At 72.7% G+C, this 22,848-nt stretch carries 18 protein-coding genes; 13 read left to right on the top strand and 5 right to left on the bottom strand.

The genetic code is table 11. The annotated features are described in order from the left end of the window. The first annotated feature begins 57 nt into the window (after window positions 1–57). The 6 genes from infB (at window position 58) to ABEA42_RS06830 (ending at window position 8,606) form a co-directional block, all read left to right on the top strand. The gene (gene infB / locus ABEA42_RS06855) at window positions 58–2,955 is read left to right on the top strand and encodes a translation initiation factor IF-2 (protein ID WP_345502069.1); all 2,898 of its coding nucleotides are present in this window, start codon (window positions 58–60) and stop codon (window positions 2,953–2,955) included. A 111-nt stretch (window positions 2,956–3,066) separates the two neighbouring features. Further along, the gene (gene rbfA / locus ABEA42_RS06850; RefSeq protein WP_345502067.1) at window positions 3,067–3,606 is read left to right on the top strand and encodes a 30S ribosome-binding factor RbfA; all 540 of its coding nucleotides are present in this window, start codon (window positions 3,067–3,069) and stop codon (window positions 3,604–3,606) included. Next, window positions 3,593–4,507, top strand: a complete 915-nt coding sequence (gene truB / locus ABEA42_RS06845; RefSeq protein ID WP_345502066.1) for a tRNA pseudouridine(55) synthase TruB — start codon at window positions 3,593–3,595, stop codon at window positions 4,505–4,507. Before rbfA ends, truB begins: the two co-directional genes overlap by 14 nt. A 10-nt stretch (window positions 4,508–4,517) precedes the next feature. Next, window positions 4,518–5,480, top strand: coding sequence for a bifunctional riboflavin kinase/FAD synthetase (locus ABEA42_RS06840; RefSeq protein ID WP_345502064.1), 963 nt, complete (start codon window positions 4,518–4,520; stop codon window positions 5,478–5,480). Window positions 5,481–5,485: 5 nt separating this feature from the next. After that, window positions 5,486–6,646, top strand: coding sequence for a rod shape-determining protein RodA (rodA, locus tag ABEA42_RS06835; protein ID WP_345502063.1), 1,161 nt, complete (start codon window positions 5,486–5,488; stop codon window positions 6,644–6,646). 97 nt (window positions 6,647–6,743) lie between these two features. Next, entirely contained in the window at window positions 6,744–8,606 is a 1,863-nt protein-coding gene (locus ABEA42_RS06830; protein ID WP_345502062.1) for an AMP-dependent synthetase/ligase, read from the top strand. A gap of 54 nt (window positions 8,607–8,660) precedes the next feature. Here the strand turns inward: ABEA42_RS06830 and ABEA42_RS06825 are convergent, their stop codons facing one another. From ABEA42_RS06825 to ABEA42_RS06815, 3 genes are read right to left on the bottom strand one after another with little or no spacing between them, the layout of a single operon-like run. Beyond that, on the bottom strand, window positions 8,661–9,341 hold the full coding sequence (locus ABEA42_RS06825; protein ID WP_345502061.1) for a protein-L-isoaspartate O-methyltransferase family protein: 681 nt from the start codon (window positions 9,339–9,341) through the stop codon (window positions 8,661–8,663). A 49-nt stretch (window positions 9,342–9,390) separates the two neighbouring features. Continuing rightward, complete coding sequence (locus tag ABEA42_RS06820) at window positions 9,391–10,275, bottom strand: SGNH/GDSL hydrolase family protein (protein WP_345502060.1); 885 nt, start codon at window positions 10,273–10,275, stop codon at window positions 9,391–9,393. Then, on the bottom strand, window positions 10,272–10,418 hold the full coding sequence (locus tag ABEA42_RS06815; RefSeq protein WP_345502059.1) for a hypothetical protein: 147 nt from the start codon (window positions 10,416–10,418) through the stop codon (window positions 10,272–10,274). Before ABEA42_RS06815 ends, ABEA42_RS06820 begins: the two co-directional genes overlap by 4 nt. A gap of 92 nt (window positions 10,419–10,510) precedes the next feature. Here ABEA42_RS06815 and ABEA42_RS06810 point away from each other — a divergent pair, with 92 nt between their 5' ends. Further along, window positions 10,511–12,514 (top strand): TIGR03960 family B12-binding radical SAM protein, encoded by a 2,004-nt coding sequence (locus tag ABEA42_RS06810; protein ID WP_345502058.1) that lies wholly within the window; start codon window positions 10,511–10,513, stop codon window positions 12,512–12,514. A gap of 272 nt (window positions 12,515–12,786) precedes the next feature. On the opposite strand, the gene ABEA42_RS06805 is transcribed toward ABEA42_RS06810, so the two are convergent. Next, window positions 12,787–13,428 (bottom strand): hypothetical protein, encoded by a 642-nt coding sequence (locus ABEA42_RS06805; RefSeq protein ID WP_345502057.1) that lies wholly within the window; start codon window positions 13,426–13,428, stop codon window positions 12,787–12,789. A 156-nt stretch (window positions 13,429–13,584) separates the two neighbouring features. Beyond that, complete coding sequence (locus ABEA42_RS06800) at window positions 13,585–14,952, bottom strand: transaminase (RefSeq protein ID WP_345502056.1); 1,368 nt, start codon at window positions 14,950–14,952, stop codon at window positions 13,585–13,587. Window positions 14,953–15,037: 85 nt separating this feature from the next. Here ABEA42_RS06800 and ABEA42_RS06795 point away from each other — a divergent pair, with 85 nt between their 5' ends. The 6 genes from ABEA42_RS06795 (at window position 15,038) to proB (ending at window position 22,831) form a co-directional block, all read left to right on the top strand. Continuing rightward, window positions 15,038–15,790: a TIGR03936 family radical SAM-associated protein gene (locus tag ABEA42_RS06795; protein ID WP_345502055.1), complete on the top strand. Its 753-nt coding sequence runs from the start codon at window positions 15,038–15,040 to the stop codon at window positions 15,788–15,790. Between the two features lie 174 nt (window positions 15,791–15,964). Next, window positions 15,965–19,228 carry an Rne/Rng family ribonuclease gene (locus ABEA42_RS06790; protein ID WP_345502054.1) on the top strand — a complete coding sequence of 1,088 codons (3,264 nt, stop codon included), beginning with the start codon at window positions 15,965–15,967 and terminating at the stop codon, window positions 19,226–19,228. Window positions 19,229–19,405: 177 nt separating this feature from the next. Further along, complete coding sequence (gene rplU, locus ABEA42_RS06785; RefSeq protein WP_345502053.1) at window positions 19,406–19,714, top strand: 50S ribosomal protein L21; 309 nt, start codon at window positions 19,406–19,408, stop codon at window positions 19,712–19,714. Window positions 19,715–19,764: 50 nt separating this feature from the next. Further along, entirely contained in the window at window positions 19,765–20,034 is a 270-nt protein-coding gene (rpmA, locus tag ABEA42_RS06780) for a 50S ribosomal protein L27 (RefSeq protein WP_056883713.1), read from the top strand. A gap of 146 nt (window positions 20,035–20,180) precedes the next feature. Further along, on the top strand, window positions 20,181–21,710 hold the full coding sequence (obgE, locus tag ABEA42_RS06775) for a GTPase ObgE (protein WP_345502050.1): 1,530 nt from the start codon (window positions 20,181–20,183) through the stop codon (window positions 21,708–21,710). Further along, window positions 21,707–22,831 (top strand): glutamate 5-kinase, encoded by a 1,125-nt coding sequence (gene proB, locus ABEA42_RS06770; RefSeq protein ID WP_345502048.1) that lies wholly within the window; start codon window positions 21,707–21,709, stop codon window positions 22,829–22,831. Before obgE ends, proB begins: the two co-directional genes overlap by 4 nt. The last annotated feature ends 17 nt before the right edge of the window (window positions 22,832–22,848 follow it).

The following is a 22,848-nucleotide window of genomic DNA, read 5'->3' as shown; positions in this document are numbered from 1 at the left end:
CCCCAGCAGTAACGACGGTCCGCGCCTGTCCTGGCACGGACCAGGAACAGGAGAAACGTGGCCAAGGTCCGTGTAAGCGCGCTCGCCAAAGAGCTCGGCACCGACAGCAAGACGCTGATCGCACACCTCAACAGCATCGGCGAGTACGTCAAGACCGCCAGCTCGACCATCGAGGCACCGGTCGTCCGCAAGGCGACCGAGACGTTCCCCGCGGAGAAGCGTTCCGCGGGCGCCAAGCCCTCGCCCGCCAAGGCGACCCCGGCTCCGGCTGCCCCCGCGGCTGCCGCACCGGCTGCCGAGGCGGCCCCCGCCGCACCCGCGGCGCAGACCCCGTCCACCCCGGCTCCGGCGGCTCCCGCCCCGGCGGCACCGGCCCCCGCAGCGCCTGCTGCCAAGGCCGCGCCCGCCCCGGCGGCACCGGCCCCGGCAGCGCCTGCTGCCAAGGCTGCGCCCGCTCCTGCGGCTCCTGCCGCACGGTCGGACGTCCAGTCCTCGCGCGACGGCGGCAAGCAGACCTCTGGTGTCCCGGCCTCGCCGCGCCCCGGCAACGCACCTCGTCCTGCCGGTCCCGGCGGGTCCGGTGCGCCGCGTCCCGGCGCCCCGCGCCCGGGCAACAACCCGTTCGCGCCCTCGCAGGGCATGCGCACCGGTCGTGACGGCGGCAACCGTGAGGGTGGCTCGCGTGAGCCCGCCCGTCCCGGCAACAACCCGTTCGCGCCCTCCCAGGGCATGCCTCGCCCGCAGAGCCGCCCCGGTGGCCCCGGCGCAGCCGGCCCCCGCCCCGGTGGCACGGCCGGTCCCGGCGGTCCCCGTCCCGGCGGTCCCCGCCCGAGCCCGGGCATGATGCCCGACCGCAGCGCGGTCGGCCGTCCCGGTGAGCGTCCTGCCCGTGGTGGCGGTCGTGGCCCCGGTGGCCCCGGCGCCGGTCGCGGTCCGGGTGGTCCCGGCGGTCCCGCCGGTGGTGGCTTCGCCGGTCGTCCCGGTGGCGGTGGCTTCCGTGGCGGCGCCGGTCGTGGCTCCACCGCTGGCGCCTTCGGCCGCGGCGGCGGTCGTCCCGTCCGCGGACGCAAGTCGAAGCGCGCGAAGCGCCAGGAGTTCGAGCAGATGCAGGCGCCGTCGCTCGGTGGCGTCAGCGTGCCCCGTGGCAACGGCGACACCCTGATCCGGGTCCGTCGTGGTTCGTCGCTCAGCGACTTCGCCGACAAGATCAACGCCAACCCCGGCGCGCTGGTGACGGTGCTCTTCCACCTCGGCGAGATGGCCACGGCCACCCAGTCGCTGGACGAGGACACCTTCAAGCTGCTCGGTGCCGAGCTCGGCTACAACATCGAGGTCGTCTCCCCCGAGGAGGAGGAGAAGGAGCTCTTCGACGCCTTCAACATCGACCTGGAGACGGGTATCGAGGGTGAGGACGACGAGGACCTCGAGGCCCGTCCGCCGGTCGTGACCGTCATGGGCCACGTCGACCACGGAAAGACGCGCCTCCTCGACGCCATCCGCAACGAGGACGTCGCCGGCGGCGAGTCCGGTGGCATCACCCAGCACATCGGTGCCTACCAGGTGCACAAGGTGCACGAGGGCGTCGACCGTCCGATCACCTTCATCGACACCCCGGGTCACGAGGCGTTCACCGCCATGCGTGCCCGTGGTGCGAAGGTCACCGACATCGCGATCCTCGTGGTCGCGGCCGACGACGGCGTCATGCCGCAGACCATCGAGGCGCTCAACCACGCCCAGGCTGCGGACGTGCCGATCGTGGTGGCGGTCAACAAGATCGACGTCGAGGGTGCCAACCCGGCCAAGGTCCGCCAGCAGCTGACCGAGTACAACCTGGTGGCCGAGGAGTACGGCGGCGACACCATGTTCGTCGACGTCTCCGCCAAGGCGGGCCAGAACATCGACGCCCTCCTCGAGGCCGTCCTGCTCACGGCCGACGCGGCGCTCGACCTGCGTGCCAACGCCGACCGCGACGCCCGCGGTGTCGCGATCGAGGCCAACCTCGACCGTGGCCGCGGCGCCACGGCCACGGTGCTGGTCCAGGCCGGCACGTTGCACGTCGGTGACGCCATCGTCACGGGTTCGGCCTACGGCCGCGTCCGCGCGATGCTCGACGAGCACGGCAACAACCTCACCGAGGCGGGCCCGTCCCGTCCCGTGCAGGTGCTCGGCCTCTCCTCGGTGCCGCGCGCCGGTGACACCTTCGTGGTGGCCCCGGACGACCGCACGGCCCGGCAGATCGCCGAGCGGCGTGAGGCTGCCGACCGCCAGGCCAGCCTGGCCAAGGCCCGCAAGCGCATCTCCCTCGAGGACCTCAACGAGGCGCTCGCGGCCGGCAAGGTCGAGACGCTCAACCTCATCCTCAAGGGCGACGTGTCCGGTTCTGTGGAAGCGCTCGAGGACGCCCTGCTCCAGATCGACGTGGGCGACGAGGTCGACCTGCGGATCATCGACCGCGGCGTCGGTGCGATCACGATGAACAACATCAACCTCGCGATGGCGTCCGACGCCATCATCATCGGCTACAACGTCCGGGCCGAGGGCCAGAACGCCGACTACGCCGACCGCGAGGGTGTCGAGATCCGCTACTACTCGGTGATCTACCAGGCCATCGAGGAGATCGAGTCCGCCCTCAAGGGCATGCTCAAGCCGGAGTTCGAGGAGGTGGAGCTCGGCACCGCCGAGATCCGCGAGATCTTCCGCTCCAGCAAGTTCGGCAACATCGCCGGCTCGATCGTCCGCAGCGGCGAGATCAAGCGGGGCACCAAGGCCCGCATCACCCGCAACGGCGTCGTCGTGGCGGAGAACGTCGAGATCGCCGGCCTGCGCCGGTTCAAGGACGATGTCACCGAGGTCCGCGAGGGCTTCGAGTGCGGCATCAACCTGGGGTCGTACAACGACCTGCAGATCGGCGACCTCATCGCCACGTACGAGATGCGCGAGAAGCCTCGCGCCTGACCGTAGGCAGCGCGAGCCCGGGGGCGGCCGACTGGTCGCCCCCGGGCTCCGCGGGTCCGGGGCGAGCCCCGGCGCCGCGGTGCCCCCACCACCCCACCTAGGAGACTGCGCATGGTTGACACCGGACGTGCCCGCAAGATCGCCGACCGGATCAAGGTCCTCATCGCGGCCAACCTCGAGTCGATCGTCAAGGACCCCGACCTCGGCTTCGTGACCGTCACCGACGTCCGCGTGACCGGTGACCTCCAGCACGCCTCGGTCTTCTACACCGTCTTCGGTGACGAGGCCCAGCGCGCGAGGACCGCCGCCCTGCTCGAGAAGAACAAGGGCCGGCTCCGCTCGTTCGTCGGCGGCCAGATCCAGATCCGGCTCACCCCGAGCCTGGACTTCTTCGCCGACGCCATCCCCGAGACCGCCTCGCACCTCGAGGACCTCCTCCGGGAGGCCAAGGAGCGCGACGCGGCCGTGGCCGCGGCAGCTGCCGGCGCGCAGTACGCCGGCGACGCCGACCCCTACCGCCGCGACGAGGACGACGAGGACGACGAGGACTCCCTCGGCGCCGTGGGCGACGAGGCGGCGTCCGAGGACGCCGACGAGGACAGCGACCCGTACATCGACGAGGACGGTACGGCGTCGGATGCCCGCGCCTGACGGGCTCCTCGTCGTCGACAAGCCCGCCGGCTGGACCAGCCACGACGTCGTGGGCCGCGCGCGCCGACTGTGCGGGACGCGCAAGGTGGGGCACGCCGGCACCCTGGACCCCATGGCGACGGGGGTCCTGGTCCTCGGCATCGGCCGGGCCACCAAGCTCCTGACGTTCCTCGTCGGCTGCGACAAGGACTACACCGCGACCATCCGGCTCGGGCAGTCGACCGTCACCGACGACGCCGAGGGCGACGTCATCGCGACCGAGGCCGCCGACGGGGTCACCCGGACCGCCCTCGACGCCGCGGTCGCGGCGCTCACCGGCGACCTCCAGCAGGTGCCGAGCAGCGTCTCGGCCATCAAGGTCAAGGGGGAGCGCGCCTACCACCGGGTGCGCGCGGGCGAGGACGTCGAGCTCGCGGCCCGCCCCGTGACCGTGAGCCGCTTCGACGTGCTCGACGTCCGTCCCGCCGACGCCCAGGGCGTCCCCGTGCTGGACGTGGACGTGGCCGTGACCGTCAGCTCCGGCACCTACGTGCGTGCCCTCGCCCGTGACCTGGGCGCTGCGCTCGGGGTCGGTGGACATCTCACCGCCCTGCGGCGCACCCGCGTGGGCGCCTTCGACCTCGACGGGGCCCACTCGCTGGAGGCGCTCGGCGCCCTGGAGGGGCCCGAGGCCGTACCCGTGACGCCCCTCGCGCAGGCCGCCCGCGCCCAGTTCGCGGTGCGCGAGCTCACCGAGGAGCAGGCCCGCACCATCGGCTACGGCCAGCGCCTCGACTCGGCCGAGCCGGGACGTACCGAGCCGGTGGCGGCCTTCGCCCCGGACGGCACCCTGGTGGCCGTGCTCGACGAGTCCGGCACCAAAGCGAGGTCGCACGTCGTGTTCGCCCCGGCGGGTTCGTAGAGTGTCCTCCGTGCACCGCTGGACCGACCCCTCCCAGACCCCGGGCTCGCTGCGACCCAGCGTGGCGACCTTCGGCAACTTCGACGGTGTCCACCGCGGGCACCAGGCCGTCCTCGGGCGGCTCGTCGCCGAGGGGAGCGCCCGGGGGGTGCCGGCGGTCGCGGTGACCTTCGACCCGCACCCCGCGGCGATCTTCGCCCCCGAGCACGGCCTCGAGCTCATCACGCCCGGGCCCCTGCGCGACGACCTGCTCGCGACGACCGGCATCGACGGGCTGCTCGTCCTCGACTTCACCCGGGAGTTCGCGGAGCAGACGGCCGAGGAGTTCGTGGTCCGCACCTTCGTCGAGACGCTCGGCGTGGAGGCGCTGGTCGTCGGGGCCGACACCCGCGGGTTCGGGCGCGGCTACACCGGTGACGTCGAGACGCTGCGCGGGCTGGGGGAGCAGCACGGGTTCGACGTCATCGTGCTGGAGGACCTCGGCGAGGCGGAGCGCTGGTCGTCCTCGGCCGTGCGCCGCCACCTCACCGCCGGGGAGGTCGCCGAGGCCGCAGCCATCCTCGGCCGGCCGCACCGCATGACCGGGACCGTCGTCCACGGGGCCCACCGGGGCCGCGAGCTCGGCTACCCCACGGCCAACCTCTCCGACGACGCGCTCGGGCTCGTCCCCGCCGACGGCGTCTACGCGGGCTGGCTCACGCGGACCACCCTGGGGCCGCAGGAGCCCGACCGCACCCTGCCGTGCGCGGTGTCCGTGGGCACCAACCCGACGTTCGACGGCACCCTGCGCACCGTCGAGGCCTACGTGCTCGACCGCACCGACCTCGACCTCTACGACGAGCGCGTCACCGTCGAGTTCGTCGAGCACATCCGGCCGACGCTGCGCTTCGACTCGGTGGACGAGCTGCTCGAGGCGATGGCCGGCGACGTCGAGACCTGCCGTCGCGTCCTGGCCTCCATCGTCCCGTCCTGAGCGTCGTGTCCCGCCCCGGCCTCCAGCGCGCCACACGCGACGGGTTCTGGGTGCGGGCCAGCGGTGGCGCCGGGCTCTGGGCCCGCAGCGACTGGGGCCTGGTCGTGGCGGCCCTCGGCCTGTCCGTGGTGGGTGCGCTCCTCGTCTGGTCGGCCACGCGCCACCATGCCGGTTCCGCGTACCTCCTGCGGCACCTGCTGACGACCGCGGTCGGCGTCGGCATCGCCGCAGCCGTGACGCGCACCGGCTACCAGCGGCTGCGGGCCCTGGCGCCGCTGCTCTACCTCGTGGCGGTCGGCGGGCTCCTGCTCGTCCTCACCCCCGTGGGGTCGACCGTCAACGGCTCCCACTCGTGGATCCTGCTGCCGGGCGGCTTCTCGGTGCAGCCCTCCGAGCTCGCCAAGGCGGCCCTGTGCCTCGGCCTGGCGATCATCCTCGGCGAGCGTCTGGACCGAGGGGCCCAGCCGGACCTGCGCGACCTGGCGTTCGCCGCCCTGGTGGCCGCGGTCCCTGTCGTGCTCGTCCTGCTGCAGCCCGACCTGGGCTCGGCCCTGGTCCTCGGCGCCGTGGCGCTGGGGGTGGTCGCGGTCGCCGGCACCCCGAAACGGTGGCTGGCCCTGTCGGTCGGGCTCGTCGCCGCCGCGGTGACGCTCGCGCTGACCACCCCGGTGCTCAGCGGCTACCAGCGTGACCGGCTGACGGCGTTCCTCGACCCGCAGGCCGACCCCCAGGGCATCGGCTACCAGACCCGGCAGGTGCGGATCGCCATCGGCTCCGGCGGCTGGCAGGGCCAGGGCCTGTTCCAGGGGCACCAGACCCAGGGCGGCTTCATCCCGTTCCAGCAGACCGACTTCGTCTTCTCGGTCGCGGGGGAGGAACTGGGGTTCCTCGGCGCGGCCGGGCTGCTCCTGCTGCTCGGCTTCGTCGTCCTGCGCGCGGTGCTGGTCGCCGCCCGGGCCCGCGACGCGTTCGGCCGGCTCATGGCGGTGGGGGTCGCGACCTGGCTGCTGTTCCAGGTGTTCGAGAACGTCGGCATGAACCTCGGGCTCACCCCGGTGACCGGTCTACCGCTGCCGTTCCTGTCCTACGGCGGGTCGTCGATGTTCGCCTGCTGGCTCGGGGTCGGGCTGGTCAACAACGTCCACCTGTCGACCCGCGGGGGCTGAACGGGGACCTTCGGCCAGATTCCCCGGCGATCCCGCCCGCGACCATGGAGTGCGTGGCACTATCCACGGAACCCCACCGCCGAGCCGAGGAAGGTCAATGTCGACCCACACGCTGCACGACCGCACCGCGCAGGACGAACGAGTCAACACCGCTGCCATCGAGGGGCGGGCGCCGACCGTGGCGCACCTGTTCCGCGACCGCGTGGCCGCCAGCCCGAACGGCGAGGCCTTCCGGTTCGTCGGAGACGGTCCGGGCGAGCTCTGGGAGTCGGTGACCTGGTCGCAGGTGAGCGAGCGGGCGCACCGGCTCGCTGCCGGCCTCGTCGCGCTCGGCATCGGTCCCGAGGACCGTGTCGCGATCGCCTCGTCGACGCGGTACGAGTGGGCCCTCACCGACCTCGCCGTGATGTGCGCGGGCGGGGCGACGACGACGATCTACCCCACGACGATCGCGCCGGACGTCTCCTACATCCTGTCCAACTCGGGCAGCACCGTCGTGTTCGCCGAGGACGACGAGCAGGTGGCCAAGCTGCGCGACCGCCGGGTCGACCTGCCCCGCGTGGCGCGGGTCGTCACGTTCAACGGCACCCCTGACGGCGACTGGGTCATCGGCCTCGACGAGCTCGAGCAGATGGGGGTCGAGCTGCTCACCACCAACCCGTCGGTGGTCGAGGACCGCATCGACGCGCTCCGGGCCGACCAGCTGGCGACCATCATCTACACCTCCGGGACGACCGGCCGCCCCAAGGGCGTGCGGCTCACCCACGACTCGTGGACCTACGTCGCCGCCGCGGTCGACGCGACGGGCCTGCTCCACGAGGACGACCTGCAGTACCTCTGGCTGCCGCTGGCCCACGTCTTCGGGAAGATGCTGCTCACCCTGCCCCTGCAGATCGGCTTCCCGACCGCGGTCGACGGCCGGGTCGACAAGATCGTCGACAACCTGGCCGTGGTGCAGCCGACCTTCATGGGCGCGGCCCCACGCATCTTCGAGAAGGCCTACGCGCGGATCACGATGATGATGGCGGCCGAGGGCGGCCTCAAGGAGAAGCTCTTCCGCTGGTCGGTGAGCGTCGGCCGGGAGGTCGCGCAGATGCGTGCCCGCGGCGAGGAGCCCACCGGCATGACGGCGAAGAAGCTGGCCCTCGCCGACAAGCTCGTGCTGCACAAGGTGCGGGCGCGCTTCGGTGGCCGCATCCGGTTCTTCATCTCCGGCTCCGCTGCCCTCAACACCGACGTCGCGACCTGGTTCAGCTCGATCGGGCTGACGATCCTCGAGGGCTACGGGCTCACCGAGTCCAGCGCCGCGTCGTTCGTCAACCGCCCGGCCACCAACGAGGTCGGCACGGTCGGGTGGGCCCTCCCGGGCACCGAGGCCAGGATCGCCGAGGACGGCGAGGTGCTCCTGCGGGGCCCCGGCGTCATGCAGGGCTACCACGACAAGCCCGAGGACACGGCCGAGACCAAGGACGCCGACGGCTGGCTGCACACCGGCGACATCGGCCGGCTGGACGAGCGCGGCTACCTGTGGATCACCGACCGCAAGAAGGACTTCTTCAAGACCTCGAGCGGCAAGTACGTCGCCCCCTCGATGATCGAGGCGAGCTTCAAGGGCATCTGCCCCTACGTCAGCCAGTTCATGGTCTACGGCGCCGACCACAACTTCGTCACGGCGCTGGTCACCCTCGACCCCGACGCCATCGGGGACTGGGCCGCCAACCACGGCGTCTCCGGCTCCTACCGCGACATCGTGACGTCGAAGCAGGCGCACGACATGGTGCAGGTCTACGTCGACACCCTCAACGTGAACCTCAACCGGTGGGAGCAGATCAAGAAGTTCACGATCCTCGACCACGACCTGTCGATCGACGCGGGCGACCTCACCCCCAGCCTCAAGCTGCGGCGCAAGGCGGTCAGCACGAAGTACCAGGACGTGCTCGACGCGCACTACTCCGCCTAGGCGGACCCGTTCACGGCGCCTCTCCCGGACCTCGTCCGGGGGAGGCGCCGTCGTTCACCCCCGGTCCGCCGGCGACGCGGCGGGGTCGGCCGGCGGGTCGCTGACCAGCGGCACGAACCGGTACCAGCCGTGCTCCTCGACCTCGGGGGCCCCGCCCGAGCGCGGTCGTACGGCGCGCAGCATCCGCCCCGCGACCGGCGCCACCACCACCCCTCCGGGGACGAGCTGCGCCACCAGCTGCTCGGGGAGCGTCCGCGCTCCCGCCGAGACGAGGATGCGGTCGTAGGGAGCATGGTCGGGGTCACCGAGCACGCCGGCCCTCGCCTGCTGCAGCGAGGCCCACGGCAGGTCCGCCCGCGCGAGGTTGGCCGCGCCGAACTCGACGAGCCCCGGCACCCGCTCGACCCCCACCACCTGCCCCGTCGGGCCGGTGAGCCACGCCAGCAGGGCGGTCGTCCAGCCGGACCCGGCTCCCACGTCGAGCACCCGGTCGCCGGGGCGCACGTCGAGCAGCTCCAGCATCTGCCGCACGGTCGTCGGCTGGCTGTTGGTCTGGCCCCAGCCGATGGGCAGCGGCACGTCGAGGTCGCCGTGCTGGCGCTGGTCAGCCGGCAGGAACCCCACCCGGTGCACGGCATCCATCGCCTGCCCGACGCGGCTGGTCGCCACGCGGCCAGTATGCCGCCGTCGGGCACCACCCCACAGCCCTCCAGTGCAACCGCTCCGCCGGCCCACGCCCCACCGACCCGCCGCCGCGGAGCGCCCTCCGCAGCTGCGGGTGGGGTCACCCGGTGCTGGCCGCCAGCAGGGTGCGGGCGATGAGGCGGTGCCCGGCGGCGTTCGGGTGGTCGCCGTCGTCGGCCAGCAGGTCGGTCGGGTTGCGGTCGCCGTCGCCCTCGAACGGCGCGTAGAGGTCGACCACCTGGTCGCCGTCCGCGGTGGCCGCGGCCCGGATGGCTGCGTTGGCTGATCGGGTCACCGCGTCGCTCCACTGTGCGAAGCCGGGGCCGAAGTCGGCGTCGGCGACGTCGCCGTCCTCGAAGACGTTCCAGTAGGTGGTGACGAGGATCCGGGCGTGCGCCGGGGTCGTCGCCCGCACCCGGGCGAGGGCCGCGGCCACGCCGGCCCCGGCGTCGCGCGAGGCCTTCTGCATGCACGTCGTGCCGCAGCCGCCGTGCTGCCACTGGCTGACGAGCGGGCTGAGGTCGTTGGCGCCGATCGTCACCACGACGACGTCCGCCTGCGAGAGCGCGGCGGTGGTCTGCGGGGCCGACAGCTGCGTCCCGAGGGTGGTCGTCGTCAGGCCGCTCACGCCGAGGTTGACCGGCCGCACGGGGTGTCCGGCCCTCGCCCCCAACATCGTGGCGTACAGCCGCACGAAGTCGGTGCACCCGCACGCGTACCCGGAGGTGACCGAGTCGCCGAGCCCCACGACGACGTGCGGCGTGGGGGTGGGGCTGGGCGCCGTCGTGGTCGGCGTCGTGGCCGGCGGAGTGGTCGACGGTGCCGTGCTGGTGGGTGCCGTCGTCGACGGCACCGAAGGGGTCGTCGCCGTGGAGCGAGTCGCGGTGGCCGCCGCCGGGGAGAGGTCGGTGCCGCGCTGCCCACATCCCGCGAGCAGCGCCACCGAGGTCACGAGGCCGAGCACGGCCGTCCACCGGCGCCTCACGTGGCGTGGTGGTCACGCACCGCGGACGGGGCGTGGTGGGTCGTCACCGATGCCCCCTGGTGCCGGCCCATGCCCTGGATGGCACCCAGCAGCATGAGGGCCAGCCCGAAGGCGGCAATGATCCGGACGGAGGACACACGCATCCGAGCACCATACGGACGCTCGCTGGGAGGGGCCTGAGCCGGTGCTCGGCGTTTTCGGCGTGCGGGCGCCCGCCGGTTACCCTTGGCAGATCATGGAGCACACCCCAGGACAGTCCGTCTTCGCCCGCCTCGAGCCCCTGCTCGAGCAGGTCAGCAAGCCCATCCAGTACGTCGGTGGCGAGCTCAACTCCACCGTCAAGGACTGGGACTGCGGCGGGCACGGACCCGGCGGCGAGGAGCTCACCACCCGCTGGGCGCTGATGTACCCCGACGCCTACGAGGTGGGGGTGCCCAACCAGGGCGTCATGATCCTGTACGAGGTGCTGAACGAGCGCGAGGACGCCCTCGCCGAGCGCACGTATGCCGTGTGGCCCGACCTCGAGGCCCTCATGCGTGAGCGCGCGGTGCCGCAGTTCACCGTCGACGCGCACCGCAGTGTCCGCGACTTCGACGTGCTCGGGATGTCGTTCTCCACCGAGCTCGGCTACACCAACATGCTCACCGCGCTCGACCTCGCGGGCATCCCGCTGCACGCGGTCGACCGCACCGACGAGGACCCGATCGTCGTTGCCGGCGGCCACGCCGCGTTCAACCCCGAGCCGATCGCCGACTTCGTCGACGCCGCCATCGTCGGCGACGGCGAGGAGGCCGTCCTCGCGGTCACCGACCTCATCGGCGCCTGGAAGGCCCAGGGTCGCCCGGGTGGCCGCGCCGAGCTGCTGCTGCGGCTCGCGCGCACCGGCGGCGTCTACGTGCCGTCGCTGTACGACGTGTCCTACCTGCCCGACGGCCGGATCCAGCGGGTGGCCCCGAGGGCCGACGCGACGGGTGTGCCGTGGCGGGTCGCCAAGCACACCGTCATGGACCTCGACGCGTGGCCCTACCCGAAGCAGCCGTTGGTGCCGCTCGCGGAGTCGGTCCACGAGCGCATGTCCGTCGAGATCTTCCGTGGCTGCACCCGCGGCTGCCGCTTCTGCCAGGCCGGCATGATCACGCGTCCCGTCCGGGAGCGGAGCATCACCGGCATCGGCGAGATGGTGGAGCGCGGGCTCGCCGCGACGGGTTTCGAGGAGGTGGGCCTGCTCTCCCTGAGCTCGGCCGACCACTCCGAGATCGCCGACATCACCAAGGGCCTCGCCGACCGCTACGAGGGCACCCAGACGGGGCTGTCCCTGCCCTCCACCCGCGTCGACGCGTTCAACATCGACCTCGCCAACGAGCTGACCCGCAACGGCCGACGCTCGGGCCTGACGTTCGCGCCCGAGGGCGGCAGCGAGCGGATCCGCAAGGTCATCAACAAGATGGTGTCCGAGGAGGACCTCATCAACACCGTCGCGGCTGCGTACGGCGCGGGCTGGCGTCAGGTGAAGCTCTACTTCATGTGCGGCCTGCCGACCGAGACCGACGACGACGTGCTCCAGATCGCCGAGCTGGCCAAGAAGGTCATCGAGACGGGCCGCCAGGTCAGCGGTCGCCGCGACATCCGCTGCACCGTGTCGATCGGTGGGTTCGTGCCCAAGCCGCACACGCCGTTCCAGTGGTGCGGCCAGCTCGGCGCCGAGGAGACCGACGCCCGCCTGGCCAAGCTGCGCGAGGCGATCCGCTCCGACCGCCGTTACGGCTCCTCGATCGGGTTCCGCTACCACGACGGCAAGCCCGGCATCGTCGAGGGACTGCTGTCGCGCGGTGACCGCCGAGTGGGCAGGGTCATCGAGCAGGTGTGGCGCGACGGCGGCCGGTTCGACGGGTGGAGCGAGCACTTCTCCTACGAGCGCTGGATGACCGCGGCGGAGACGGCGCTCGCCGAGCTACCGGTGGACGTCGCCTGGTACACCACGCGTGACCGCGGCGAGTCCGAGGTGCTGCCCTGGGACCACATCGACTCGGGTCTCGACAAGGAGTGGCTGTGGGCCGACTGGCAGGACGCCCTCGACGAGACCGAGGTCGACGACTGCCGCTGGACCCCGTGCTTCGACTGTGGGGTCTGCCCCCAGATGAACACCTCGATCGAGACCGGGCCGACCGGGAAGACGCTGCTCCCGCTCACCGTCCTGGGCTCGGGCCGCGACGCGATGCTCGAGGCACACGCACACTGAGTCCTGGCTGAGAGGCGCTCTCAGGATCGGTGACATTTGTCATCGGGGCCGCCCCGGCCGGAGGTGTCGAATGGTGGTGCACCCGGTGAGCGGTCACCACCGGTCCCCGGGCGCACGTGGTGTACGCGGTCGATTCCTCCCGACCGCACACATGCCGGTGGGTGGGACCCTTCACCTCCCCACCGGAGCCGCTGGGGTCGCTCGTGCGGAGAGCCCCCAGCACTGCCGCCCGCTCGCCCAGGCCCAAGGCCCGGCGAGCGGGCGGCGCACGTTCAGGCCATCGGCTCCGAAGCCGTACGGACACCCGCCGCCATGCTGCTGGCGAACCACGGGGAGTGCAGGTCGAGGTAGCGCAGGTCGGTCATGGCCGCCATCTGCTCCTCCCACTGCTGCCGGGCGTCCTCGGGCATCGGCTTGCCCTCGCCCACGCGGGCCTCGGCCTCGCTGCGGAAAGCCACGGTCTCGGTGAACCAGCCGTCGGGCTCCATGGCGATCGTGCCGCCGATGATCTCCGGGCGCTGCTCGTGCAGGACGTCCATGGGCTGCTCCATGAAGTGCCGGAACGCCGTGGGGTCCGCCACGCGGCCCTGCATGACCTGGACGAACCCGGCGTCGTCCGAGCCGCCGTCGAGGAACATCACGGCGTCGTCGCAGTCGTGGAAGACCACGTCGCCGTCGAAGCAGGCCCTCATCCGGTCGAACCACTGGCCCTGTTCGGGCTTCGTGGAGTTGCGGGCCGCGGCCTCGCGGCTCTCGAACCGCACCACGGCGACGAACTCGCCCTCGTCGGTGATGCCGTAGGTGCCGCCGAGCCAGCCCTCGGCCGTCGGCCCCATCGTCTCGCGCCACTCGTCGGTCAGCCGGTGCACCTGCTCCGCGTCCCGACACCTTCCCTGGATGATCTGGATGAACACGCTGAACCCTCCGCATCTGTCGCAGCGGCCGCTTCGTGCTGAAGTGGTCCAGTTCTCGAAGTTACGCCGGGCCCCGATCAGCGTCACCGGACAATCCGGGCCGTGCGCCGAGCGGTCGGGGCTCCCGGCGGTGACCACCGGGGCGGGTCGATCCCCTCAGGCGAAGAGCGCGCCGACGACCTCGCGGAACACCGCCGTGTGCCGGTCGACGTCCTCACGGGACGTCTCGGGGCACATCAGGGCCATGTTGTGGAAGGGCGTCATGAGGATGCCCCGGTTGCACAGGGCCAGGTGGAGGTAGGCGTCGAGCTCCTCGTCGGCCGCCGCGGCGGACTTCTCGCCCGTGCGGGGGGCTGGACGGGCGAAGCGGTACTCGGCCCGCGCCCCGAGCTGGCTGATGCTCCAGGGGACGTCGAGCTCGTCGAGGGTCTGCTGCACCCCGGCGGTGAAGGCGGTCGCGAGCCCGGTCATGTGCGCGAACGCCTCCTCCGTGAGGACCTCGCCCAGGGTGGCCCGCATGGCAGCGGTCGACAGCGCGTTGCCGGCGAGGGTGCCGCCGACGCCGCCCACGTCGACGATGTCGGCGTCGCCGGCTTCGGTGTGCCGCGTCACCGCCGCCGCGACCTCCGTGGTGATGCCGTAGGCGCCGCAGGGGATGCCGCCGCCGATCGACTTCCCGATGACGAAGATGTCCGGCTCCAGCCCCCAGGCGCGGGTGGCCCCGCCCCAGCCGGTGGAGAAGGTGTGGGTCTCGTCGACCATGAGCAGCGCGCCGTACCGCGTCGCGAGCTCCCGCACGCCCGCGAGGAAGCCGTCCTCGGGCAGCACGATCCCGATGTTGGTCAGGGCCGGCTCGGTGAGCACCGCGGCGACGTCGCCGTGGGCGAGTGCCGCCTCGACCGACGCCAGGTCGTTCCACGTCGCGACGCGGGTGGTGAGGTCGAGGTCGACCGGGGGAGCGACGTTGCCGGGGCGGCTCTCGGCCTTGCCGTCCGGGCCCGGGAGGGCGAAGGCCTCGTCGACCGAGCCGTGGTAGCAGTAGGCGAAGACGAGCACCTTGGGCCTGCCGGTGGCGAGGCGCGCGAGGCGGATGGCCCACCGGTTCGCGTCCGTGGCCGACAGCGTGAAGCTCCACAGCGGCAGGCCGAACCGGCGCTCGAGCTCGGCGCCGACCCACTGCGCGTCCTCGGTGGGCAGCATCGTGGTGATGCCGCCGAGCTCGCCCGCCCGGCGCTGCACGGCGGCCACCGTGGGGGCGGGGGAGTGCCCGGCCATCGCGCCGGTGTCGCCGAGCGCGAAGTCGACGTAGGTGTGCCCGTCGACGTCGGTGATGCGGTTGCCGGTGGCGTGGTCGAGGTAGAGGGGGAACCCGCCCGTCCACATGTTCATCCAGGTCATCGGCACCCGGCCGAAGAGGTTGTCGGCCGCGGCGAACAGGTCGCGGCTGCGGGGGTGGCGGTCGGTGTACGTCGCCTGCTCGGCGGCGAGGAGGGACGCGAGCCTGGAGCGGTCGAGGGTGGCCATGGTGCCACGGTAGGGGCGCCGTACCGGCGTCGCAGGCGAGTGCGGATTCCGTAGGTGGAGGGCTACGCCCCTAGGCTTGCGCCCCATGGCTCGTCAGCGCGTCCCCGAAGGCCCCGCCCCCGCACCGGCGGTGCAGAAGCTCCGGGTGAGGTACGCCAAGCGGGGACGCCTGCGCTTCTCCTCGACCAGGGACTTCCAGCGTGCCCTCGAGCGTGCGCTGCGCCGGGCCGGGGTGCCGATGGCGTTCTCCGCCGGCTTCCACCCCCACCCGAAGGTGAGCTACGCCAACGCCGCGCCCACGGGCACCGCCAGCGAGGCCGAGTACTTCGAGGTCTCGGTGACCGAGCGGGTCGACCCCGAGTCGCTGCGGGTGGCCCTCGACGAGGCGCTCCCGGAGGGCCTCGACGTGCTCGAGGTCGTCGAGGCGGCTCCGGGCTCGCTCGCCGACCGCCTCCAGGCCAGCGATTGGGTGATCGACTTCCAGGGGGTCACCGCCGAGGAGCTGCGCAGGGCGGCCGACACGTTGCTCGCGCACGAGCGGGTGGAGGTCACTAGGACGTTCAAGACGGGTCCACGGACCTTCGACGTGAGGTCCGCGCTCGTGTCGGTGGATGTCGAGCCGTCGAAGCGGGCCGACTGTGCGATACTTCGGGTGGTCGTACGGCACACCACACCGGCCGTACGCCCCGACGACGTCCTGACCGCGCTGCGAGCAGTAACGGAGCTGGCACCACCGACACCACCCCTGGTGACCCGACTGGCGCAAGGCCCGCTGCACACCGCAACCGCCGGGGTGGCTGATCCACTGGCTGCCGACGAGGACGCCGACGGCGCCTGACCTGGTGCCGCGCGACCTGCGCGAGCCTCGTCGGACGTAGCCCAACCGACTTCCGTGCCGACAGCACCCGTTGCCGACACGACTGCACGCACCGCGCACCACGTGGCTGATCGGAGGGTCCACCCGGACCCTCGGGTGTGGCCCTCGCCCCGTGGGTGACGGAAGGACGCCGAGATGGCCTCCACGGAAGACCAGATCCCCACCACCGACGGCTCGGAAGCACAGGCGTCGCCCGCGGCCGCGCCGGACGCGCCCGAGCAGGGCACCGGGGCTGCTGCCCCTGCCAAGGCCCCCGCCCGCAAGCGCGCCCACCGCCGCGCGACCAAGAAGGCCTCTGCTCCCGCCCCCGAGGGGGTCGACGTCGTCGTGACGGACGCCGAGGCGGCGCACGAGGCGACCGACCTCCCCCTGGCGGCCACCGACGCCGAAGCGGCGCCGGCCCCCGCGAAGAAGGCGACCAAGAAGGCCGCGGCCAAGAAGGCCGCGAAGAAGGCCACGAGCAAGCGCGCTTCCGCGAAGGCCGTGGCCGAGCCCGTTGCGGAGCCGGTCGAAGAGCCCGTCGCTGGGCCGGTGGCCGAGGGCGCTGCGGTCGTCGACGAGGGCGCGCTCCCGGAGCCCGCAGCCACGCTGGACGACGCCATCACCGCCGCCGAGACCGACGAGGAGGCGGAGGCCGCCGCCGAGGCGGCTGCCCAGGAGGCAGCCGCGCAGGAGGCTGCCGCGCAGGAGGCTGCCGCGCAGGAGGCTGCCGCTGCGGCCACCGCGCCGAGCTTCGGCCTCATCTTCCAGCCCCCGGACCCGGCCAAGGCCGCACCGCGCCGTCGCCGTGCCAGCGCCGCCGCGGGAGCGCCGGCCCCGGCCGAGGCGCCCGCCGTCCAGGCCCCCGTCGCGCCGACCGAGCCGACCGAGCCGAGCGAGCCGGCCGACGACGAGCGCGGGGCCCACCGCGACGAGGACGCGCAGCCCGAGCGCCCGAGCCGGGGTCGTGGTCGCGGTCGCGGGCGTGGCCGGGGCAGGAGCGCCGAGGACAGGAACGCCGAGGACAGGAACGCCGAGGAGACGACCGACGAGGCCACGGGCCCCGTCACCGCCGAGGACCCGGGCGAGGCCGCAGAGGGCCGCGGCTCCGACGACTCCACGTCCGACGACTCGGGCGACGACTCCACCTCCGAGGGCGGCCGCCGTCGGCGCCGTCGTGGGGGCAAGGGACGCGGTCGCGGTCGCGGCCAGGGCGACGCCGAGTCGACCGACGCCACCTCCGAGGCCGACGCCGAGGACGAGCAGCACGGCCCCGAGGGCGACGACGAGCAGGCCGGCGACGCCGAGGGCACCTCCACCCGCCGTCGCCGCCGGCGCCGCCGCAGCGGCTCCTCCGGCGAGGGGGACGACCCGCCCGGCACCGTCACCAAGGTCCGGGAGGCCCGCCGCCAGAGCGACGAGCCGCAGAGCGTCAAGGGCTCGACCCGGCTCGAGGCCAAGAAGCAGCGTCGTCGCGAGGGTCGTGAGGCCGGGCGCCGCCGCACCATCATCACCGAGGCGGAGTTCCTGGCCCGGCGCGAGAGCGTCGAGCGCGTCATGGTCGTGCGTGAGCGCGAGGGCCGCACCCAGATCGGCGTCCTCGAGGACGGCGTGCTCGTCGAGCACTACGTCTCGCGGGAGACCAACGCCTCGATGGCGGGCAACATCTACCTCGGCCGCGTCCAGAACGTCCTGCCCTCGATGGAGGCCGCGTTCGTCGACATCGGCAAGGGCCGCAACGCCGTCCTCTACGCCGGCGAGGTCAACTGGGACGCCGCCGGCCTGGACAACAACCAGCCCAAGCGCATCGAGAACGCCCTGAAGTCCGGCGACTCCGTGCTGGTGCAGGTCACCAAGGACCCCATCGGCCACAAGGGTGCTCGCCTCACCAGCCAGATCTCGCTGCCCGGCCGCTACCTCGTCTACGTGCCCGAGGGCAGCATGACCGGGATCTCCCGCAAGCTGCCCGACACCGAGCGTGCCCGCCTCAAGGGCATCCTCAAGGAGGTCGTGCCGGACCGCGCCGGTGTCATCGTGCGCACCGCCGCCGAGGGTGCGAGCGAGGAGGAGCTGCGCGCCGACGTCGAGCGGCTCACCCGGACCTGGGAGAAGATCCAGGCCAAGGCCGACTCCAAGTCCGGCGGCAAGGGCAAGGGCGGTGCTCCGGTGCTCGTCCACGGCGAGCCCGACCTCACCGTCCGCGTCATCCGTGACGTCTTCAACGAGGACTTCACCTCGCTCGTCGTCGCCGGTGACCAGGCGTACGGCGAGGTCAGCGACTACCTCGGTGACGTCGCCCCCGACCTCGCGGAGCGGCTGCACAAGTGGACCTCCGAGGAGGACCTCTTCACGCACTACCGCGTGGACGAGCAGATCGCCAAGGCCATGGACCGCAAGGTGTGGCTGCCGTCGGGTGGCTCGCTGGTCATCGACCGCACCGAGGCCATGACGGTCGTCGACGTCAACACCGGCAAGTTCGTCGGCTCCGGGGGCAACCTCGAGGAGACCGTCACCAAGAACAACATCGAGGCGGCCGAGGAGATCGTCCGGCAGCTGCGACTGCGTGACATCGGCGGCATCATCGTCATCGACTTCATCGACATGGTGCTGGAGAGCAACCGCGACCTCGTCGTGCGGCGACTGCTGGAGTGCCTGGGCCGTGACCGCACCAAGCACCAGGTCGCCGAGGTCACCTCGCTCGGCCTCGTGCAGATGACGCGCAAGCGGGTCGGCTCCGGCCTCATCGAGATCTTCTCGGAGAACTGCGAGCACTGCGGTGGGCGCGGCATCATCGTCCACGCCGACCCGGTCGACAAGCCTTCCGGCGGCGAGGGTGGCGGCCAGTCCCAGCGTGGCAACGGCGGCGGCACCAACGGCGGCAGCGGCAGCGGCAACGGCGGCAACAGTGGCGGGAACGCCGCTGGCAGCTCGCGCGGCCGTCGCGGCCGGTCGGGTGGCTCGCAGGAGCAGGCTCCGGCGCAGGCGCAGGCGGCCCCGGTGCACCACGGCCCGACCCCCGCCCAGATCGCCGCAGCCGCCCACGCCGCGGCCCTGAAGTCGGCCGGTGAGCACCACGACGAGGAAGCACTCCTCGCGGTCCCCGGGCAGGACGAGCCGGTGGTCGAGGTGCACGAGGCTGCAGACCAGGACGCTCCCGTGTCCCCGCCGGCCGCGGAGGCGCCGAGCGCGCCCGAGCGCCGCGAGGAGCCGACCGCAGCCCCCGAGCAGCCCGCCTCCGCTGACGGCGAGCCCGCCGAGCAGCAGGTGTCCGCACCCGCTCCCGCCGCGCAGGCGCCGGCCGCGCCGAAGCGTCGCAAGCGCGGCCGGGTGGTGGCCCCCGCCGGGCCGCCGCGCCCGGTCGGCGAGGACGCGGTCGAGGTCTCCGCCGAGGCCTCCGCCGAGGTGGCCCCCACCTCCTGATCGTGCTGGGGGAGCCCCTGTCGAGCCGGTTTGGTCGGCAGGGCACCCACCCGGTATCTTTGTCCCTTGGTGCGCCCACCGCTCTGATGTCCGTGTCTTGGCTCCGGTCAAGCGCGGGTAGCTATCGGACGGTCCAGACAGAGAGCGCGTGCCTCCCGAAGTAGGAAAGAGATTCACGTGTTCGCGATTGTTCGCGCTGGTGGTCGCCAGGAGAAGGTCTCCGTCGGCGATGTCCTCATCATCGACAAGGTCTCCGGCAAGCCCGGTGACAGCATCGACCTGACGCCGCTCCTCGTGGTCGACGGCTCCACCGTCACCAGCGACGCCGCCAAGCTCGCCAAGGTGTCCGTCAAGGCCGAGGTCGTCAAGCCCGCCAAGGGCCCCAAGATCACGATCATGAAGTACAAGAACAAGACCGGCTACCGGAAGCGTCAGGGCCACCGTCAGCACCTGACCCAGGTCAAGATCACCTCGATCGACGCCTGAGTCCGGCACCTTTTCGACCACCAGAGACCTCAGAGAAGGCAGGCACTGACATGGCACACAAGAAGGGTGCGTCCTCGACCCGCAACGGTCGCGACTCCAACGCACAGCGACTCGGCGTGAAGCGCTTCGGCGGCCAGCTCGTCAACGCGGGCGAGATCATCGTCCGCCAGCGCGGCACGCACTTCCACCCCGGTGAGGGCGTCGGCCGTGGCGGCGACGACACGCTGTTCGCGCTCGTCGCGGGCAACGTGGAGTTCGGCACCAAGCGTCGTCGCAAGGTCGTCAACATCGTCCCGGTCGCGACCGCGGACGCCAGCTGACTTTCGGTACGCCGCGTGGCCCGGCCACGCGGCGTACCCCCTCGGAGGGGGCGGGCCTGCACCAGGCCCGCCCCCTCCGTACGTCCCCCCAGCACGACCCCTGACGCCAGTCGGGGACGCCAGACCAGAGCAGAGAGAAGAGCCCCATGACCACGTTCGTCGACCGCGTCGTGCTGCACGTCGCCGCCGGCGACGGTGGCCACGGTGTCGCCTCCGTCAAGCGCGAGAAGTTCAAGCCCCTCGGCGGCCCCGACGGCGGCAACGGTGGCCGGGGCGGTGACGTCGTCCTGCGGGTCGACCCGCAGGCCACCACCCTGCTCGACTACCACCACCACCCCCACCGCAAGGCCACCAACGGCAAGCCCGGCGCCGGTGACGAGCGCAACGGCGCCGACGGCGACGACCTGGTGCTGCCCGTCCCGGCCGGCACCGTCGTCAAGGACGGCTCCGGGGAGGTCCTGGCCGACCTCGTGGGCCAGGACGCGGAGTTCGTCGCCGCCCGTGGCGGACGTGGTGGCCTCGGCAACAAGGCGCTGGCCTCGGCCCGCCGCAAGGCCCCCGGCTTCGCGCTGCTCGGCGAGCCCGGTGACGCCCTCGACATCGTGCTCGAGCTCAAGTCCCTCGCCGACGTCGCCCTCATCGGGTTCCCGTCCGCGGGCAAGTCGTCGCTGGTGTCGGTGCTGTCCGCCGCCCGGCCCAAGATCGCCGACTACCCCTTCACGACCCTCGTCCCCAACCTCGGCGTCGTCCAGGCGGGGCAGTTCCGCTTCACCGTCGCCGACGTGCCCGGGCTGATCCCCGGCGCGAGCCAGGGCAAGGGCCTCGGCCTGGAGTTCCTGCGCCACGTCGAGCGCTGCTCGGTGCTGGTGCACGTCATCGACTGCGCCACCCTCGAGCCCGGCCGCGACCCCATGACCGACCTCGACGTCATCGAGCAGGAGCTGGCGCAGTACGTGCCGGACGAGAGCCTCGGGGGCCGCCCCCTCGCCGAGCGCACCCGCATCGTCGTCCTCAACAAGGCCGACGTCCCGGAGGCCCACGAGCTGGCCGAGATGGTCAAGCCGGACCTCGAGGCCCGCGGCATCGAGGTGTTCGTCGTCTCGGCCGTCGCCCACACCGGGCTGCGTGAGCTGACCTTCGCCCTGGCGCGCCACGTGGGCGAGGCCCGCGCAGAGCTGGAGGCGGCCACGGCCGTCCCGCAGCGCGTGGTGATCCGGCCGCGATCCGTGGACGACAGTGGCTTCAAGGTCGTCAGGGAGAACACCGCCGACGGCGAGGTCTTCCGCATCGAGGGCGAGCGCCCCACCCGCTGGGTCCGCCAGACCGACTTCTCCAACGACGAGGCCGTCGGCTACCTCGCCGACCGCCTGGGGCGCCTCGGTGTCGAGGAGGCGCTGTTCGCCGCCGGTGCGGTGGCCGGTGCGACCGTCCTCATCGGCCCCAAGGACAACGCGGTCGTCTTCGACTGGGAGCCCACCCTGGTCGCCGGCGCCGAGCTGCTCGGCCAGCGGGGGACCGACCTGCGGCTCGACACGTCGTCCCGGCCCACCCGCGAGGACAAGCGCGCCGACTACGCCGACCGGCGTGCCGCCCGCACGGCCGCCCGTGACGAGCTCGCCGCCGAGCGCCGTGCCGGCCACTGGGCCACGGCGAAGGACGAGGACGCCGACGCATGACCGCCGCAGACCGCCGGCGCGACGTGGCTCGCGCCCGTCGCCTGGTGGTCAAGGTCGGGTCGTCGTCCCTGACGGCCCCGGGCGACGGCTCCCTCGACGAGGGCCGGCTGGTCGAGCTCGTCGACGCGTTGGCGACCCGTCGCCTCGCGGGCCAGCAGGTCGTTCTGGTCTCCTCGGGTGCCATCGCTGCTGGTATCGGGCCCCTCGGCCTGGCGCGGCGGCCCGGTGACCTCGCCACGCAGCAGGCCGCGGCGAGCGTGGGGCAGGGAGCCCTCGTGGCTGCCTACCAGCGCGCCTTCGGTGCCCACGGCCTGACCGTCGGCCAAGTCCTGCTCACCGCCGACGACGTGACGCGGCGGTCGCACTACACCAACGCCAAGCGGACCCTCGACCGCCTGCTCGAGCTCGGCATCGTGCCGATCGTCAACGAGAACGACACGGTGGCGACGCAGGAGATCCGGTTCGGCGACAACGACCGGCTCGCGGCGCTGGTGGCCCACCTCGTGCACGCCGACGGGCTGCTGCTGCTCACCGACGTCGACGCCCTCTACGACGGGCCGCCGAGCCGTGCGGGCAGCTCCCGCGTGCCCTCGGTCGTCGGGGGAGTGGGGCTCGACCGGCTCGACATCGGTGGCACGGGTTCGAGCGTGGGCAGCGGCGGGATGCTGACCAAGGTCGAGGCCGCCACCATCGCCAACGCCGCCGGCATCACGACGGTGCTCACCAGCGCCTCCCGCATCCGGGCTGCCCTCGGCGGCGAGGACGTGGGGACCGTGTTCGTGCCGTCCGGCTCGCGACGCACCTCGCGCAAGCTGTGGCTGGCCCACGCCACGACGCCGCGGGGACGCCTCCTGCTCGACCCGGGCGCGGTGCGAGCGGTGACCGAGCGGCGCACGTCGCTGCTGCCTGCCGGCATCACGGCCGTCGAAGGAACCTTCGCCGACGGCGACGCGGTCGACCTGTGCGGCCCCGAGGGCCAGGTCATCGCCCGCGGCCTGGTCAACTACACCTCGGCCGAGCTGCCGGGGATGCTCGGACGCTCCACTCGCGACCTGGCCAAGGAGCTCGGGCCCGGGTACGAGCGCGAGGTCGTCCACCGCGACGACCTCGTCATGCTCTAGCCGCGCTGCTCGGCCGA

The sequence above is a fragment of the Pedococcus ginsenosidimutans genome, assembly GCF_039544395.1.
Lineage (GTDB): Bacteria > Actinomycetota > Actinomycetes > Actinomycetales > Dermatophilaceae > Pedococcus > Pedococcus ginsenosidimutans.
This window is presented reverse-complemented; position numbering and strand designations above follow the sequence as displayed.